16 protein-coding genes are annotated in these 12,918 nt (G+C 32.4%); 11 read left to right on the plus strand and 5 right to left on the minus strand.

Features of this window, described 5'->3' with window-relative positions; translation table 11 throughout:
• The 3 genes from P0R33_RS09860 to P0R33_RS09870 are packed head-to-tail and all read right to left on the minus strand — an operon-like array spanning position 1 to position 3,450.
• Entirely contained in the window at positions 1–2,115 is a 2,115-nt protein-coding gene (locus P0R33_RS09860; RefSeq protein WP_276175273.1) for a DUF4301 family protein, read from the minus strand.
• A complete protein-coding gene (gene pnuC / locus P0R33_RS09865) occupies positions 2,076–2,699 on the minus strand; it encodes a nicotinamide riboside transporter PnuC (protein WP_276175274.1) in 624 nt (207 codons plus the stop codon). Before pnuC ends, P0R33_RS09860 begins: the two co-directional genes overlap by 40 nt.
• Positions 2,700–2,721: 22 nt before the next feature.
• The gene (locus tag P0R33_RS09870; RefSeq protein ID WP_276175275.1) at positions 2,722–3,450 is read right to left on the minus strand and encodes a geranylgeranylglyceryl/heptaprenylglyceryl phosphate synthase; all 729 of its coding nucleotides are present in this window, start codon (positions 3,448–3,450) and stop codon (positions 2,722–2,724) included.
• A 94-nt stretch (positions 3,451–3,544) separates the two neighbouring features.
• On the opposite strand from P0R33_RS09870, the gene P0R33_RS09875 reads away from it, so the two are divergent.
• The 3 genes from P0R33_RS09875 to P0R33_RS09885 all read left to right on the plus strand — a co-directional run bounded on the left by P0R33_RS09875 (position 3,545) and on the right by P0R33_RS09885 (position 4,905).
• Positions 3,545–4,141, plus strand: coding sequence for a Crp/Fnr family transcriptional regulator (locus P0R33_RS09875; RefSeq protein ID WP_276175276.1), 597 nt, complete (start codon positions 3,545–3,547; stop codon positions 4,139–4,141).
• Between the two features lie 81 nt (positions 4,142–4,222).
• A complete protein-coding gene (locus P0R33_RS09880; RefSeq protein ID WP_276175277.1) occupies positions 4,223–4,510 on the plus strand; it encodes a hypothetical protein in 288 nt (95 codons plus the stop codon).
• Positions 4,507–4,905, plus strand: coding sequence for a group III truncated hemoglobin (locus P0R33_RS09885; RefSeq protein ID WP_276175278.1), 399 nt, complete (start codon positions 4,507–4,509; stop codon positions 4,903–4,905). Before P0R33_RS09880 ends, P0R33_RS09885 begins: the two co-directional genes overlap by 4 nt.
• Positions 4,906–5,061: 156 nt before the next feature.
• Here P0R33_RS09885 and P0R33_RS09890 read toward each other — a convergent pair whose 3' ends face one another.
• Positions 5,062–5,712, minus strand: a complete 651-nt coding sequence (locus tag P0R33_RS09890) for a 4'-phosphopantetheinyl transferase superfamily protein (RefSeq protein WP_276175279.1) — start codon at positions 5,710–5,712, stop codon at positions 5,062–5,064.
• A 319-nt stretch (positions 5,713–6,031) separates the two neighbouring features.
• On the opposite strand from P0R33_RS09890, the gene ahcY reads away from it, so the two are divergent.
• The 8 genes from ahcY (at position 6,032) to P0R33_RS09930 (ending at position 12,576) form a co-directional block, all read left to right on the plus strand.
• Entirely contained in the window at positions 6,032–7,348 is a 1,317-nt protein-coding gene (ahcY, locus tag P0R33_RS09895; RefSeq protein ID WP_276175280.1) for an adenosylhomocysteinase, read from the plus strand.
• 315 nt (positions 7,349–7,663) lie between these two features.
• Positions 7,664–8,743 (plus strand): hypothetical protein, encoded by a 1,080-nt coding sequence (locus tag P0R33_RS09900; RefSeq protein WP_276175281.1) that lies wholly within the window; start codon positions 7,664–7,666, stop codon positions 8,741–8,743.
• A gap of 47 nt (positions 8,744–8,790) precedes the next feature.
• Entirely contained in the window at positions 8,791–9,123 is a 333-nt protein-coding gene (locus P0R33_RS09905; RefSeq protein WP_276175282.1) for a multidrug efflux SMR transporter, read from the plus strand.
• 15 nt (positions 9,124–9,138) lie between these two features.
• Positions 9,139–9,603: a GNAT family N-acetyltransferase gene (locus P0R33_RS09910; RefSeq protein WP_276175283.1), complete on the plus strand. Its 465-nt coding sequence runs from the start codon at positions 9,139–9,141 to the stop codon at positions 9,601–9,603.
• A gap of 239 nt (positions 9,604–9,842) precedes the next feature.
• Positions 9,843–10,691 (plus strand): methylated-DNA--[protein]-cysteine S-methyltransferase, encoded by an 849-nt coding sequence (locus P0R33_RS09915; protein WP_276175284.1) that lies wholly within the window; start codon positions 9,843–9,845, stop codon positions 10,689–10,691.
• A 164-nt stretch (positions 10,692–10,855) separates the two neighbouring features.
• Complete coding sequence (locus P0R33_RS09920; RefSeq protein ID WP_276175285.1) at positions 10,856–11,569, plus strand: 2OG-Fe(II) oxygenase; 714 nt, start codon at positions 10,856–10,858, stop codon at positions 11,567–11,569.
• A 166-nt stretch (positions 11,570–11,735) separates the two neighbouring features.
• Positions 11,736–11,981, plus strand: coding sequence for an Ada metal-binding domain-containing protein (locus P0R33_RS09925; protein ID WP_276175286.1), 246 nt, complete (start codon positions 11,736–11,738; stop codon positions 11,979–11,981).
• Positions 11,968–12,576, plus strand: coding sequence for an alpha-ketoglutarate-dependent dioxygenase AlkB (locus P0R33_RS09930; protein WP_276175287.1), 609 nt, complete (start codon positions 11,968–11,970; stop codon positions 12,574–12,576). The genes P0R33_RS09925 and P0R33_RS09930 overlap by 14 nt, the downstream gene beginning before the upstream one ends.
• Positions 12,577–12,581: 5 nt before the next feature.
• Here P0R33_RS09930 and P0R33_RS09935 read toward each other — a convergent pair whose 3' ends face one another.
• Positions 12,582–12,902, minus strand: a complete 321-nt coding sequence (locus P0R33_RS09935; RefSeq protein ID WP_276175288.1) for an MmcQ/YjbR family DNA-binding protein — start codon at positions 12,900–12,902, stop codon at positions 12,582–12,584.
• Positions 12,903–12,918 lie beyond the last annotated feature (16 nt).

Raw genomic sequence — 12,918 nt, forward strand, 5'->3', positions numbered from 1 at the left:
TTATTGTGGCTGATGAGCAGCTTTTAATAAATCGTTTACCGTTTTTACCGGATTAAAAGTAATTAAAGGAACTGCGACAAAAACTGTTAACCAATTTGCCATAGATCCGTTCCACAAACCTGGTAATTCGTAACTTCTTACGGTATTCCCTTCAACACTTTTCTCTACAATAAAACCAGCTTTCTGATCTACATATTGTAGCAAATCAAACTTTTCGTTTTTGTAATTTTTTATTCCGCAAACTAAGTCTACTGGATTAAAATGTGTTGCTTCTGCTAAAATTCCGAGTTGTTTTTTATCTTGCAAATCAACTTGCGAAGTTTCTACAATTTGAAGCGAAGTTAATCCCTTATCATTAACAATCCAGAATGGCCCTCCTCCAGGTTCACCTTCATTTTTTACCATTCCGCAAACACGAATTGGGCGATTTAACAGTTCTTTTATTTTGCTTATTTTATTCTCGAAGGTAAACTTATTGAAATCTTCATTCAATTCAATATTAAGCTTTTCTTTCAAAAAAAGAATAATATCTTCTAATTGATCTTCTTTAATTAGATTACGATCTATAGAGTCCAAACGTGAAAAGACCTTTTGTTGTATTTCAATTAAAACACCAGCCAAAGCTTTTTTATAAAGGGTAATTTCATCAATATGATTTTGAATTACATTGTCAATATTTTTAATAAAAATAAGATCTGAATCTAAATTATTCAAGTTTTCAATTAAAGCCCCATGTCCGCCAGGTCTAAAAATTAAATTACCGTTTTTATCTTTTACAAGTTTATTATTTAAATCAACTGTGACAGAATCTGTACTTTTATTTTGATATGAATATCCGATATTGATAGTAATTCCTGAAGGTTTTTCAACTTTATCTTTAACTTCAAGAACTGCTTTTTCAAACAAATCTTGATGTATTTCTGAAACGGTAAAATGTAAATTAGACACATTGTTGGATGATGCATAATGCACACATTCATTCAAATGTTCTTCAATCGGATTGGCAATATGTGTTTTATATAAATGAAACGGTAAAACTGCTTTTGGCTTGTTTGCAGAATTAAAAAAATCAGGAGAAAGTAAAAGTTTTATAAAATAGTAGTTTTTAGAATCTCTTTCTAAACTCTCAAAATCAGGATAAACTTCTCTTAGCTTTTTATCAGCTTCTTTAAAAAAAGGAAACTTCTCCATTCCAACAATAAAAATGGCAAGTTCCTTATCATTTTTTCTGTTGATGTAAGCATTAATTGTTTCTTTTGTGATATCAAAATCATTCAGAAAAGCTGTCAAAAACTTGTACATTCTTGTCGCCGCGCCAGAAGCAGGAACAAACTTTTTGATTTTAAATTTATCTTTTAGTTCATCAAAAATCAATGCTTTTTCTTGAAATTCATTTTCAGAAAAGCTTAAAATTCCATCGTTGATTGTGGCTGGTCTTATTAAATTACTTTTCGAAATGCCCTTTTTAAAGCTTTCTAACTGTTTTAAAACCGTTTTAAAAGAAATTCCTCTATTATAAATCTGTACAAAATCTTCAGACGAAAAATCATTTTCTTTAGCCAAAGCCAAATCATTTATAATTGAAACTGCTTTCTTTAGACGACATTCTTTGTCACCAGAAAGTGTTATAAAAGGCTTTTTAGTATCTATTAAAGTTTGTTTAAAAACAGAAAAAACGGTTTCTCTTCCGTTTGGAGTATCTCGAATATCATCTTTCTCCCACGGAACATCAATATCCGTCAAAAAGAACAAATCGTATTCATGTTTTAATGCCGCTTCATTCAAAAGTGGATCACAGAAATCATAATACATTTCAGAAAAAACTTTGGTTACCATCAAATTGGTATCGCAAAACAAATATTTATTTGCGGTTTCAAGCTTTTTATTTTCTAGTGCGGTTTGACCATAAGCAATTGGCATCATATCATCTGCAACACAGATATGCTTATTTTCTTCCCATTTCTCTTGTAGATAATCGCGTGCAAACTCAGGAACCCATTCGGTTTCATAGTAATCTGCAAGCTGTTTTGCTAATGTAGTTTTACCTGTACTCTCAGGACCAAATAAAGCAATTTTTATGATTGTTGTTTTTTGCTGTCTAAGATCTTTCTCCATTCTAAATAAGCTGAAATAGCCAAAATTGTAAAAATTAAATATTGAAGTGACAGCATCCCTAAACCACGATAAGCGTAGAGAGGTACAACAATAATATCACCAATAATCCAAAGTGTCCAGTTTTCTATTTTTTTTCTGGCCATATACCACATTCCTGCGAAAAATATTCCTGATGAAATCATGTCAACATAATTGTCTTGACGAATTTCGTAATCAAAATATTTATAAATCCCGAAAACTACAAAAACGGTTACAATAAACAGTAAGATTCCAATTATTTTTTCATTAAAAGTTGTACGAGTAATTGGAAGATTGTCTTCAACGGTTCCTCCTTTTGCCCAAACATACCAACCGTAAATACTCATTATTGAAAAATATCCATTTATAATCATATCTCCAATGTAGCCTGCTATGTAAAGAAGATATACCGAAATTACGGTAGCGATTAATCCGGTTGGATAAACCAAGATATTTTCTTTTTTAGCAAACCAAACACTCAAAATTCCAAAAACAAATACTAAAAACTCTAAAGCAATATGCCATAGTGGTGCATTTTTATAACTGTCTAGAAAAAAATCTATCATTGAAGTTGTGGTATTTTAGAGATTAAAACTCAAAAAAATGACTGTTATTTTCGAAAGCAGTTCCAATAACAACCAAATCTGCTCCAGCAGCGTATGCTTTTTGAATTCCGTGCAAATCTACAATTCCTCCTCCAACAATTACAGGAATTCTGACATTTTGAGCAACTAATTCGATCATTTCTAACGGAACAGGCTGTTTTGCACCACTTCCAGCTTCTAAATAAATCAATTGATTTCCTAATAATTCACCAGCTTGAGCAGTTGCAAGAACCAAATCAAGATTTTCTCGGCTTAAAGGTTTCGTTTTACTTACACGCGCAACGGCTGTTTCGTTTCCGCTTTCTATCAAAATATAGCCTGTTGAAATAACTTCTAAATTGGTTTTCTTTAGAATTGGTGCCGCTTGAACTTGATATTCTATTAAATAATCTGGATTTCTACCAGATAATAAAGACAAAAACAAAATACCGTCTGCTTTTGGGGAAATTTGCGACGGATCTCCTGGAAATAAAATTACTGGAAGATTCGTTTTTTGTTTTAATGTCAAAACTAAATCTTCTAAAATATTATTCTGAACAATACTTCCTCCCACAAAAATATGAGTTGCAGGCGACTGATTGATTTTTTCAGTTAATTTATCTAAGTTTTTCAGTTCGATTTTATCAGGATCCAAAAGTATCGCCAATAATTTCTGACCGCTACTTTTAGCCTCTAAAATTTGTTGTCTTATCGTGAGTATTTGTTCTTGCATCTTGAGTGTAAAAGTAAAAGTTTTTTAATCTCATAAAACTATTTTGAATAAATTATATTTGTGTGACGAGTTTTGATAACGGAAATAATACATTATGATTACAGTCGAATTAATAGAAAAATATGGTGCGGTAAAAAAAATATTCGACAAAAATGATTTTATTTTTGAAGAAGGAAACCTGCCATTGAACTACTATCAAATTGTTTCAGGCGAAATCAAAATGAGCAATTATAATGATGATGGACGTGAATTTATTCAGGGAATATTTTACAGCGGACAATCTTTTGGCGAACCGCCTTTATTTCTAAACCAAAAATATCCTGCCAACGCCATTGCGGTAGAAAATGTCGAAATTCTTATTCTTCCAAAAGAAAACTTCATGAAGCTTTTAGAAGAAAACCCAAAAGTGAGCATTAAAATTATTGAAAATCTAGCACAACGATTGTACTACAAATCGGTTATGGCAGCAGAAATATCTACTCAAGATCCCGAACATCGCGTATTAAAACTAATTGATCACGGAATTGCGTATTTCAATTTTCAAAAAGATCAAAATGGCTATCTTATTAATTTTACTAGACAGCAAATTGGAGATTTAACAGGCTTACGCGTAGAAACAGTTATCAGAGCGATAAAAACACTCGAAAAAAAGGGCGAATTGAAGATTATTAATCGAAAAGTATACAGATAAAAAAGTTCTTGTTTTATGATTTTAATCATAAAATGCAGTTGTATTGCGGGCGTATCTTTGTCATATAAAAATCTGAATATCATGACACTATACCAAACAACATTCGACATTTTCAATAGAAATTATATGGGTTCTGCTGCAATGGCAGTAATTGGACAAAGCTGTTTAGGCGGCGCTGCTGCAATGTACGTTTTATCTAACGGAACTTCAATTCCGCAAATGGTGCAATTAGCTATTATTGTATTAACTTGTATCTTTGTAAACACTTCAATTTTGGCGCAAATGAAACATAAAGTAGTTTTCAACCTTTTACTTTTAAGTTCAATTTTAAGTGTTGTTTTTATTCTTTTAAACACATTAATTCTGTGAGAAAGCCAATAGAAAATAGAGCTGATGTAGCCTTTTTGGTTCATCAGTTTTACGATAAAATAAGAGCCGATAATGAAATCGGCTTTTATTTTAATGAAATAATTACTGATTGGGATGCGCATCTAGAAAAGCTAACTGATTTTTGGGAAACTAATCTATTTGGAGTTCGCAAATACAAAGGAAATCCGCATGCGGTACACAATGAAGTTGACGCACATTTTGACGAAAAAATAACGGCAAACGAGTTCGGAATCTGGTTAAATCATTGGTTTCAAACTATAGAAGAATATTTTGAAGGCGAAAATGCCGAAACTTTAAAACGCCGTGCTCGTAAAATGAGTACTTTTTTGTTTATGAGCATGTTTCAGCATCGACAAAAAGAAAGTGAGATTTAAAACTTTGTTAATAATTACAAGCAAGTATGTCATTTCGAGGAACGAGAAATCACACTAGTTTGTCTACAAAGATTGGCGAGTTTCTTGTGTGATTTCTCCTTACGTCGAAATGACAAAATTACGCTATGACTGAAAACTGAGACTGCCAACTAAAAACTACTTCTCGAAAGCATAAACTAAAGTAAAAGTCCCTTCAAAATTATCTGATTTTATTTCTTCATAATGAACATCGAAATCTTTAATCAAATCATCAAAATGAAGACTTGCCTGAGTTTGTGGTTTATTTAAAGAAAAATCCTCAACCATAATGTGATCCTTAAAACTTATTCCTTTTTCATTTCTGATTTTAAAGATTGCCTCTTTGGCTCCCCAAATTACGGTAAGTTTTTTTATGTATTCTTCTGTAAATTCTGGTTTTAAATAACTGCATTCAAAATCGGTAAATTTATCTGCAATTCTTTGGATTTTTTCACGCTGCAATTCCATGTCGATTCCGACAGTTTCGTGACTTATAATGATTGCCGCAAAATGATACGAATGTGTTATTGAAATGTAATTATGACAATCAAAATAAGGTTTTCCGAATTCATCATAATGTAAATCTTTATCTGTAAAGCCCATTTCCTGAATCAGCATTCGAACACTCAAAAAAGCACGCTGATGCATTTGAGACTTCATTCCATCCAATCTTTTTTGTGTTTTTTCTTTCAATGTAACACTGCTCAATAACTCTTCAAAAGATTCTGTTATTTCCCAAATTAAGATTTTTGTGGTTTCGTTAAACTGTATGGTCTGAAATAGAGGCATTACTTTTTAATTGTAAATTATGAATGGTTAATTATAAATTGCAGATCGCTGATTTTAAACCATGTAAGTCATATAAGAAATATATCTGCTGGCTTAAAAAAATTGTATTAGTAAATATAAGCAATTTACAGCAAAGGTAATAGTTTAAGAATCTTTTTTAAAATGAACTTATATCGCTTATATGGTTTAAAACGATTTGCAAACTAACATTCTAAAGATTAAGAAATTAAAGATTTCACAAATCTTACAGAAATTAGTAAAATTCAAAAGCTATTCCTTAAATTTGCAAAAAAATTACAATTCTACAAATATAACATAAATGAGTACAACGACTACGCCTTATGTGGCTTTCAAAGTAAAAGACATTTCTCTAGCTGCTTGGGGAAGAAAAGAAATTGAACTAGCTGAAGCTGAAATGCCAGGTTTAATGGCACTTCGTGCTGAATACAAAGACGAACAACCTCTTAAAGGTGCACGTATCGCTGGATGTTTACACATGACGATTCAAACTGCTGTTTTGATCGAAACTTTAATTGCTCTTGGTGCAGAAGTTACTTGGTCTTCTTGTAACATTTTCTCTACTCAAGATCAGGCTGCTGCTGCAATTGCTGCTGCTGGAATCTCAGTTTATGCTTGGAAAGGTCTAGACGAAGAATCATTTGACTGGTGTATTGAGCAAACTTTATTCTTTGGTGAAGACAGAAAACCATTAAACATGATTTTGGATGACGGTGGAGATTTAACTAACATGGTTATTGATCGTTACCCAGAATTAGTTGCTGGAATTAAAGGTCTTTCTGAAGAAACTACAACTGGTGTTCACAGACTTTACGAAAGAGTAAAAGCTGGAACTTTACCAATGCCTGCAATCAACATTAACGACTCTGTTACTAAATCTAAATTTGATAACAAATACGGATGTAAAGAATCTGCTGTAGATGCTGTTCGTCGTGCAACTGACTTAATGTTAGCTGGAAAAAGAGTTGTAGTTTGCGGATACGGTGACGTTGGAAAAGGAACTGCTGCTTCTTTCAGAGGTGCTGGTTCTATCGTAACAGTTACTGAAATCGATCCAATTTGTGCTTTACAAGCTGCAATGGACGGTTATGAAGTTAAAAAATTAAACACTGTAATTGCTAATGCTGATATCATTATTACAACTACAGGAAACAAAGATATCGTTCTTGGAGAGCACTTCGAGCAAATGAAAGACAAAACTGTTGTTTGTAACATCGGACACTTCGATAACGAAATTGATATGGCTTGGTTAAACAAAAACCACGGTGCATCTAAAATCGAAATCAAACCTCAGGTTGACAAATACAACATCAACGGAAAAGATATCATTATCTTGGCTGAAGGTCGTCTAGTAAACCTTGGTTGTGCTACAGGTCACCCAAGTTTTGTAATGAGTAACTCATTTACAAACCAAACTTTAGCTCAAATCGAATTATGGAACAACAGCGCAGCTTACAAAAATGAAGTGTACATGTTACCAAAACATTTAGATGAAAAAGTTGCTGCTTTACACTTAGCTAAATTAGGCGTTGAACTTGAAGTTTTAAGAGAAGATCAAGCTGCCTATATTGGTGTTGAAGTTCAAGGTCCATTCAAACCAGAATACTACAGATACTAAATCAATTTTAGATTTCTGATTTTAGAAATACATTCAAACCCGACAAGTTTTTAAAACCTGTCGGGTTTTGTTTTTTTATATACCATGAATCTAAACTCAGAAATCTAAAATTACTAAGGGCGTGCCACCAACCCAATAAAAGGGCAAAATACTTTACGCTTATACGCCCTTTTATTGGGTTGCTGTCGGGCTGTCCGCGCTACTTTGGTAGCCTGCTCCTATCCCTCACGCAAACGTGCATCAAGAAAGTTTATGATTAGAGACTATTTCGTTTTCAAAAACGTTGTATTATATTTACTATAAATACTTTCTTCCATGATACGTCTTCTTTTTATCTGCATTTTTCTATTTCTAAATTTTTCTTCATTCGCTCAAAACAATGATATCTGGACTTCATTTCCAAACAAAGACACTACGTTAATTGGATTTAAAGATAAAAACGGCGCAATTAAAATCGAACCAAAATTTACAGGTTTTACAATCGCTCGCAAATTTGAAAATATCATTGCTGTTTCCGAGGAAGAAAATGGAAAATGGAAGAGCTATTATCTAACCAAATCAGGAAAAATAATTGGACGTGACAGTTTATTTGTTTTTGACAACGGACCAGATTGTGAAAATGAAGGTTTTATACGATTTACAGATCATAAAACGGATAAAATGGGAATCTTTAATAGCGAAGGAAAAATTGTAATCCCTGCAGAATACAGCAATCTAACAAAAGTCAAAAACGGACTGTTTACAGGATTAAAAGATGCTTCAAAAGTAATGGATGGCGAACATTTTTTCTGGAAAGGAGGAAAAGAATTCTTAATTGACATTAACAATAAAATATTAATTGAAAACTTCCCTTACAATGACAATCTAAATTTTTATTCTTTAGAAAAATCAAAAGAACCAAGTAAAGATGAAACGCGAGATAATTTCCTCGGAGCCGACGGACAATACTATTCATTCATAAACTTTGATAAGGAATTTAAATTTTGGCTGAAAAACACTTTGCTTAAAGATTTATCTAAAGCCAGTTTAGAAAAACATTCTTTTGATAAAATCACCTATTGGAAAGAACCTGATGGTTGGGTAAATTCATCCAAAACTAAATTTATCAATCAAAATTATACCTATTTAAAATCAAAACTTGAAGAACTCAAAAATTTAAAAACAGACTACTTTATTTCGTCCGGCGGATTGAATCAGTTTATTTTTGAAACAGAAGAATACGATGTTTATTTCAATAATTGTAATGAATCCAAAGATTGGATTTATCCCATTATGGATGTTGTAATCAATTCCAAAAATAAAATAGATTTTGGACAAGATCATCTTGAATTTCTAAGAACCGAAAATGGCTATAAATTGATAAGCGTTTCTTCTAAAAAATATAATCTCAAATAATTCCTCTTCGTTTCGCACAAAGCTTAACTTTGTAAAAAACGTAAATCATGAAGAACTTTTTGTTTTTATTCATAGCAATTGTATTTGAAATCATTGCAACAACAGCATTGAAAAAATCTCAAGAATTTACAAAACTAATTCCAAGTATTATTACGATTATTGGTTATTGTGGAGCTTTTTATTGTTTGAGTTTCGCCATTAGAACCATTCCCGTTGGCTTTGCTTATGCCATTTGGTCTGGAGTTGGTATTGTTTTAATAACTGCAATTGGCGCAATTTTCTTTAAAGAAATTCCAGATTTACCTGCGATTATTGGACTGTCTTTAATTATTATTGGAGTTGTTGTGATTAATGTTTTTTCTAAAACTACGGCGCATTAATTTTAAAACTAAAAAATGCATTTTAGAAAAGCTACCGTTTTAGATTTAAATGAAATACAGGAATTGTTTGTCCAGACTATTCAATCTGTTTGTAAAAACGATTATAATCCTGATCAAATTAATGCTTGGGTTTCTGGAGTAAAAATTACAGAACGCTGGATTGATGTTATCGAAAAACAATTTGTTTTACTCGCCATAATAGAAGAACAGATCGTTGGCTACGGAACTTTGAAAAACAACAATTATATTGATTTATTTTTCATTCACAAAGATTTTCAACGACAAGGAATTGCTCAAAAGATCTTTAACGAATTAGAAATTGAAGCTAAAAATCAAGATTCAAAAATTATAACTTCGGATGTAAGTATAACCGCAAAAGGATTTTTTGAAAAGAACGCATTCTTTGTAAAAGCAGAACAAAAAAACATTGTAAAAGGAGTTGAAATCATCAATTATAAAATGCAAAAGAATTATAAGTAAATTTATAAATCTCGCAAAAACCTGAAATTTTACTTTTTAATTTTGCTTATCATTGTGGAATTACTTTACCGTTCTTCGACTTCGCTCAGAATGACATACATTGAAAAAAACTTTGCGACTCTGCGTCTTTGCGAGATTAAAAAATTTAGCCCTCTTTGCGGTTAGAAAAAAACTCAGCAAGTTTCGGATTTTATTCCCGCCTAAACCAATCGATCTTTGTCTTATAAAATTCAATGAAGATGAACACACAGGAAACCATCAATTATAATCGTATTGCAGAAGCTATCGATTATATAAAAGCGAACTTTAAAGAGCAGCCTAATCTTGATGAAGTGGCGGAGAAAGTGCATTTGAGTCCGTTTCACTTTCAGAGGCTTTTTAGCGATTGGGCAGGAACAAGTCCGAAGAAATTTTTGCAATATACAAGTTTGGAACACGCCAAAAAATTACTCAAAGAAAATCAAGCCACCATTTCTGAAACAGCTTACGAAACTGGACTTTCAGGAACAAGCCGTCTCCATGATTTATTTGTAAATATTGAAGGAATGACGCCAGCAGAATATAAAAATGGAGGTAAAAATCTGGACATAAATTACAGTTTTGCTGAAAGTCCGTTTGGGAATATTATTGTGGCTTCGACTCAAAAAGGAGTTTGTTTTATGGCTTTCGCCGAAGATGAAGCGATCGGATTTCATGATTTAAAAAATAAATTTCCGAATGCAACTTTTTCTAAAAAATTAGATTTAGCGCAACAAAATGCATTATTTATTTTCCAAAATGATTGGAGTAAATTATCTGAAATTAAACTTCACTTAAAAGGAACCGATTTTCAATTGAAAGTTTGGGAAACGCTTTTAAAAATTCCGATGGGACAACTTTCTACTTACGGAACAATTGCTCAGCAAATTCAAAAACCAAATGCATCCCGCGCCGTTGGAACTGCAATTGGAAGTAATCCCGTTGCATTTCTTATTCCTTGTCATCGCGTAATTCAATCTTCAGGAATTTTCGGCGGTTACATGTGGGGAAATACCCGAAAAACGGCAATTATTGGCTGGGAAGGCGCACAGGTAAATTCAACAATCTAAAATAACACACAGTATATCCGTAGAGACGCACCGCAGTGCGTCTAACGTATTATTTTATCGTCACGAATACACCCAATTGGCACGAATTAATTTTTATCAACAAGAAGGAAAATTTGTGTAATTCGTGTAATTCGTGGCGAAAAAAATCTTAATCTAAAATATTCATGCAAAATATACAAACAATAATTGCTTCTCAAAATTGGGAAAGCATCACCGAATCTATGCACGAAAATGGCTTTGCTATTATTTCGAATGTCTTGAATAATGAACAATGCGAAGATTTAAAATTCGATTATGACAATCCAAATCTATATCGAAAAACAGTTGTTATGGAACGCTATAGATTTGGATTAGGCGAATACAAATATTTCAATTATCCGCTTCCAGATTTAATCCAAAATATTCGAACTTCGATTTATCCAAAACTCGCTCTGATTGCCAATTCATGGATGAAAGTTTTGAATATAAATACAGTTTTTCCAGAAACGCATTCAGAATTATTGAAACAATGTCATGATAATAATCAATTGAAAGCGACAGTTTTAATCTTAAAATATGGCGAAAGCGGCTTCAATACTTTACATCAAGATTTGTATGGCGATGTTTATTTTCCAATTCAAATTGTTCTTTTTCTTAATGAACCAGATGAGGATTTTACTGGAGGCGAATTTGTTTTAACACAGCAAACGCCCAGAGCACAATCAAAAGCTATTGTTTTGAAACCTAAAAAAGGAGATATTTTGGTTTTTACAACCAATTTCAGACCAGTAAAAAGCACAAAAGGATATTATCGTGCCAATATTAAACACGGCGTGAGTGAAGTTCATTCTGGTGAAAGATATACGTTAGGAATTATTTTTCATGATGCGTTAAATTAGGTTCAAAAGAGGCAGAGGAACAAAGCAACAGAGGCTTCAACACAAAATATATCTGTAGAGACGCACCGAAGTGCGTCTACGCAAAGATTGTCGATAAAGATTTTGGAAAGACATGACGTTAGACGCACTGCGGTGCGTCTCTACAGAATAAAATATCTATAAAATAATGATTAAACATTTTGAAATAACCGATTCAGAACTTCGAAATAAAATTAAAAATGCGGAGATTTGTTTCGGTGGAAACCAAAAACTAAAAATCTATGGAACTTTAAAATGTTCTTCGGGAAAAAGAATGAAACGCGAAAATCGGGTTTTCTTTTTTTCTGAAATTGAAGCCAAAGAAAACGGCTTTAGACCTTGCGGACATTGCATGAAAACCGAATATCAAAACTGGAAAAATGGACTTATTTAATCCACAAACAGACGAAAATACTAATTTGCTTCCGAAAGATGGAACTGTGAATTATTATGGAAAATTATTTTCGAGAGAAGAGTCAGATTTCTATCGCGATATTTTATTAAATACAATTGAATGGAAAAATGACGAAGCGATTATTTTTGGAAAATTGATTTTAACTAAACGAAAAGTAGCTTGGTACGGCGATCAGGAATTTGAGTATACTTATTCAAATACAACAAAAAAGGCTTTGCCCTGGACGAAAGAACTTTTAGAATTAAAGAAAATCATTGAAGAAAAAACAGGCGAAACTTTTAATTCTTGTCTGTTGAATTTATATCATTCTGGAGAAGAAGGAATGGCGTGGCACAGCGATGCCGAAAAAGATTTGAAGAAAAATGGTGCGATTGGATCTGTAAGTTTTGGCGCCGAGCGTAAGTTTGCTTTCAAACATAAAGAATCAAAAGAAACGGTTTCTTTGATTTTAGAACACGGCAGTTTATTGGTTATGAAAGATGAAACGCAGTCGCATTGGCTACATCGACTTCCGCCAACAAAAACTACTCAAAAACCGAGAGTTAATTTAACTTTTAGAACAATTATAAGATAGAAACATTACTTCTTTTTTGAAGCAACATTTTCATAGGAACGAATTAAGGCATCTTCGAACATTTCTGGTCTTACTCTAGAAAGTTCAACAATTGTCCAGCCTTGTTTGCCCCATTTATTTGGAATTGGATAGAAAATCTTTTCGCTTGACGAACAAAAAACCGATTGATCTATTTCGTTTAATTTTAAAACGGCATGATTATTTTTTTCATCAAAAGTGGCAAAAATCTTCTTTTTGATTCGAAAAGAGGTTTTCTCAAAATGAGGTTCTTCGGTTGCATTTGGAAATGATAAAGCAATTTTTCTAAAATCTTCAATAGCAACCATAACCTCAATTTTTAAA

The organism is Flavobacterium sp. YJ01, assembly GCF_029320955.1.
In the GTDB taxonomy this organism is placed as follows: Bacteria; Bacteroidota; Bacteroidia; order Flavobacteriales; family Flavobacteriaceae; genus Flavobacterium.